This window comes from Streptomyces sp. UNOC14_S4, from assembly GCF_020740835.1.
Lineage (GTDB): Bacteria > Actinomycetota > Actinomycetes > Streptomycetales > Streptomycetaceae > Streptomyces.
On record NZ_JAINFC010000682.1, the window covers coordinates 1 to 3216 of the forward strand.

3 protein-coding genes are annotated in these 3216 nt (G+C 73.9%); all 3 read right to left on the bottom strand.

The window, feature by feature from the left end; translation table 11 throughout:
• Window positions 1-1079: hypothetical protein (locus tag K6I34_RS34230; RefSeq protein WP_229331937.1), on the bottom strand; the 1079-nt coding region annotated here is incomplete at its 3' end.
• The gene (locus K6I34_RS34235; RefSeq protein ID WP_229331938.1) at window positions 1054-1869 is read right to left on the bottom strand and encodes a polyprenol monophosphomannose synthase; all 816 of its coding nucleotides are present in this window, start codon (window positions 1867-1869) and stop codon (window positions 1054-1056) included. The genes K6I34_RS34235 and K6I34_RS34230, both read right to left, overlap by 26 nt.
• 132 nt (window positions 1870-2001) lie before the next feature.
• Window positions 2002-3081, bottom strand: coding sequence for a sugar phosphate nucleotidyltransferase (locus K6I34_RS34240; RefSeq protein WP_229331939.1), 1080 nt, complete (start codon window positions 3079-3081; stop codon window positions 2002-2004).
• Window positions 3082-3216 lie beyond the last annotated feature (135 nt).

Below are 3216 nucleotides of genomic sequence, written 5' to 3' on the forward strand. Positions count from 1 at the left end.
CCCCCGAGCACCGCTTCCACCCCGTGCGCCGCCTCGACCGCGAGCGCGAGCTGGGCGGGCAGCAGGACTGCGGGCAGCACCCGTCCCCACGCCTGGTGCCCGGTCAGCCCGCCCGCCGCGAACGCCAGCAGGCCCAGCGCGAAGAACAGCGCCAGCGGATCACGGCGGTCGTGCCGCAGGCGTGCGGCCAGGGCCACCACCCCCAGGCCCGCGAGACAGAACTTGGCCGCCAGGTGGTCGTACAGCGGCCGGTGGATGTCGTCCAGGCCGCCCGTGCGGAGCAGTGCGAAGAAGGAGTAGTACGGCCAGCAGGCGAGCACCGCCGCGCACAGGACGGCCGCAGCGCCCGTACGCGCCCATACGGCCCTGCCGGGCCACGGCCTGGCGCCCAGCAGCACGGCCGCGGCGCCGAGCACGGCCACCGCCCCGGTGAACTGATGGATCAGCAGCACGCAGGCGAGCAGCGCGCCCAGCGCGAGGAAGGCGGGCAGCGGCCGGTTTCCGTCCGGTGCCTTGCGCAGCAGTGCCCAGAGGTGGAAGGCGAGCCCGAGGGCGAGGGTGCTCGGGTAGGTGAAGGTCAGGCAGAGCGAGACCAGGCCGGGGAACCCGCTCCACGCGAACAGCCGGACACCGTTGAGCAGCAGGACGCACAGCAGCGCGAGCGGTACCGCCGCCCACGCGCGCGTGAACGTCCGGACGAACGCGTGGACGCCGGTACCGAGCAGGACGAGCCCGGCGATCCCGGCGAGCCGCAGCACGCTGAAGGTGCCCAGGCCGGTCGCGGAGGCGAACAGGGCCAGCAGCACCGTCCACGGCGAGTAGTACGGGCTGGAGGCGTCCGCACGCACCAGCGGGTGCCCCGGGTGGAGCGGGTCCGCGCGCAGGCGCTCCAGCACGGCGGCGTGCATCCCGAGGTCACCGGCCCACGGCAGCCGCACCACCATCAGGAGCAGCAGTACGGCCAGCAGCAGGAGGACGACGGCGACGGCCGCCCGGTACGGCGCGGCCGGGCCCTGTCGCGGGGCGCCCGCCGTGGCCCGCGGGGCCGTGCGCTCAGCGGGCGCGGTCGCCGGAGGCACGGGTGGCCTTCGCACGCAGCCGCCATGGCATGGCCACGGATTCGAGCTGGACGGCCAGGTTCATCTTGGACTCGCCGACGGTGCGGTCCTCGAAGTGGATCGGCACTTCCATGACGGCGCATCCGGCGTGCAGCGCGCGGTACTTCATCTCGACCTGGAAGCTGTAGCCCGCGCTGTCGACGGTACCGAGGTCGAGGGCGCGCAGGGCCGCCGCGCTCCACAGGTTGAAGCCGCCGGTGATGTCGCGGACGCGCGTACCCAGGATCGTGCTGGCGTAGGCGTTGGCCCAGCGGGAGAGCAGTTTGCGGTGCAGTCCCCAGGCGTCGGAGAGAGTGCCGCCGGGCACGTAGCGGCTGCCGACGACGAGGTCCGCCCCGGTGGCGAGGGCCACGCCGAGCAACTCGGGGATCTTCGCGGGCGGATGGCTGCCGTCGGCGTCCATCTGGACGACGTAGACGGCCCCTTCGTCGACGGCGCGGGCCATTCCCGCGGCGTAGGCGCGCCCGAGCCCGTCCTTGGCGGTGCGGTGCAGGACGGACATCCGGGTGCGGCCGGCCTCGGAGTTGTGGCGCTCGGCGAGGTCCTCCGCGATCTTGCCGGTGCCGTCGGGGCTGTTGTCGTCCACGACGAGCAGGCGCAGTCCCTCCAGCGGGAGCGCCATGAGCGCGTCGGCCATGGCGGGGAGGCTGTCGGCCTCGTTGTAGGTGGGCATCACCACGGTCGTCGCGGTGCGTCCCCACTCGGCGGGGAGCGGGGCGGCCACGGCGGCGGAGGTGCGGATAGCGCTCATGTGCCTGTCCTTGTCTGTGGGACCGGAGGGGCCAGAGGTACGGCCAGAGGTACGGCCGGGGAGCGGCCGCAGGTGGCGGCCGCAGGTGGCGGCCGGATCGCGGAGAGCACGGCCGGACGGCGGAGAGTGCGGTCAGACGGCGGAGAAGCGGATGGCGGCGTCCGGGATGGCCGTACCGCACCACACCCGGGCCCCGTCGCACAGTTCGTTGTCCGCGCCGACCTCGGCGCGGTCGCCGATCACCACGCCGTCGAGCCGGGTGCGCGGTCCCACCCGCGCGCCCTGGCCGATCATGCTGGCACGCACCCGGGCGCCCGCCTCGACCCGGGCCCCGTCGAGGAGCACGGAGCCCTCGACCTCGGCGCCCGCCCCGACGTACGCGCCCACGCCGACGACGGTGCCACCGTGCACCCCGGCCCCGGCCTCGACGTGGGCGCCGGGCAGCAGCAGGAACTCCCCGGGATCGCCGGGGACGGCCGGGGAGCGGACGACGCCCCGGACGAGGTCGGCGGAGGCCTGGACGAAGGAGGCCGGGCGCCCGAGGTCCAGCCAGTACGAGGCGTCGACGACGCCGTGCAGCAGCGCGCCCGCGGCCAGCAGCCCGGGGAAGGTCTCGCGCTCGACGGAGACCGGCCGACCGGCGGGGATGCCGTCGACGACGTCGCGCCGGAAGACGTAGCAGCCCGCGTTGATCTGGTCGGTGACGATCTCCTCGGGGCGGCGCGGCTTCTCGGTGAAGGCGAGGACCCGCCCGTCGGAGGCCGTCGGCACCAGGCCGAAGGCGCGGGGATCGGCGACGCGGGTCAGGTGGAGGGTGACGTCGGCCCGGGCCCGTTCGTGGCGGCGCAGCAGGCCGCGGATGTCGAGGCCGGTGAGGATGTCGCCGTTGAAGACGAGGACGGGGTCGTGGGGGCCGCCGGTCAGGGCGCTCGCGGCGCTGCGGATCGCGCCGCCGGTGCCGAGCGGGTGTTCCTCGGTGACGTAGGTGAGCCGCAGGCCGTGGGCGGAGCCGTCGCCGAAGTAGGGCTCGAAGACCTCGGCGAGGTAGGAGGTGGCGAGGACGACGTGCCGCACTCCGGCGGCTCTGGCGAGGGCGAGCTGGTGGGCGATGAAGGGCACGCCCGCGGCGGGGACCATCGGCTTCGGCGTGTTGAGGGTGAGCGGCTGGAGCCGGGTCCCCTTGCCGCCGACGAGCAGTACCGCCTCTGTCATGCCACTGTCCTCGCCGTCATCGTCGCACTGTGTCATTTTTTGCGGCAATTTACACTACAATCAGTTCTCTGCGGCAAATGTCTGGATTGCGTGGCGAGCGTATCGGGAGAGACCCTTGCGTCCCCTTTCCCCTGG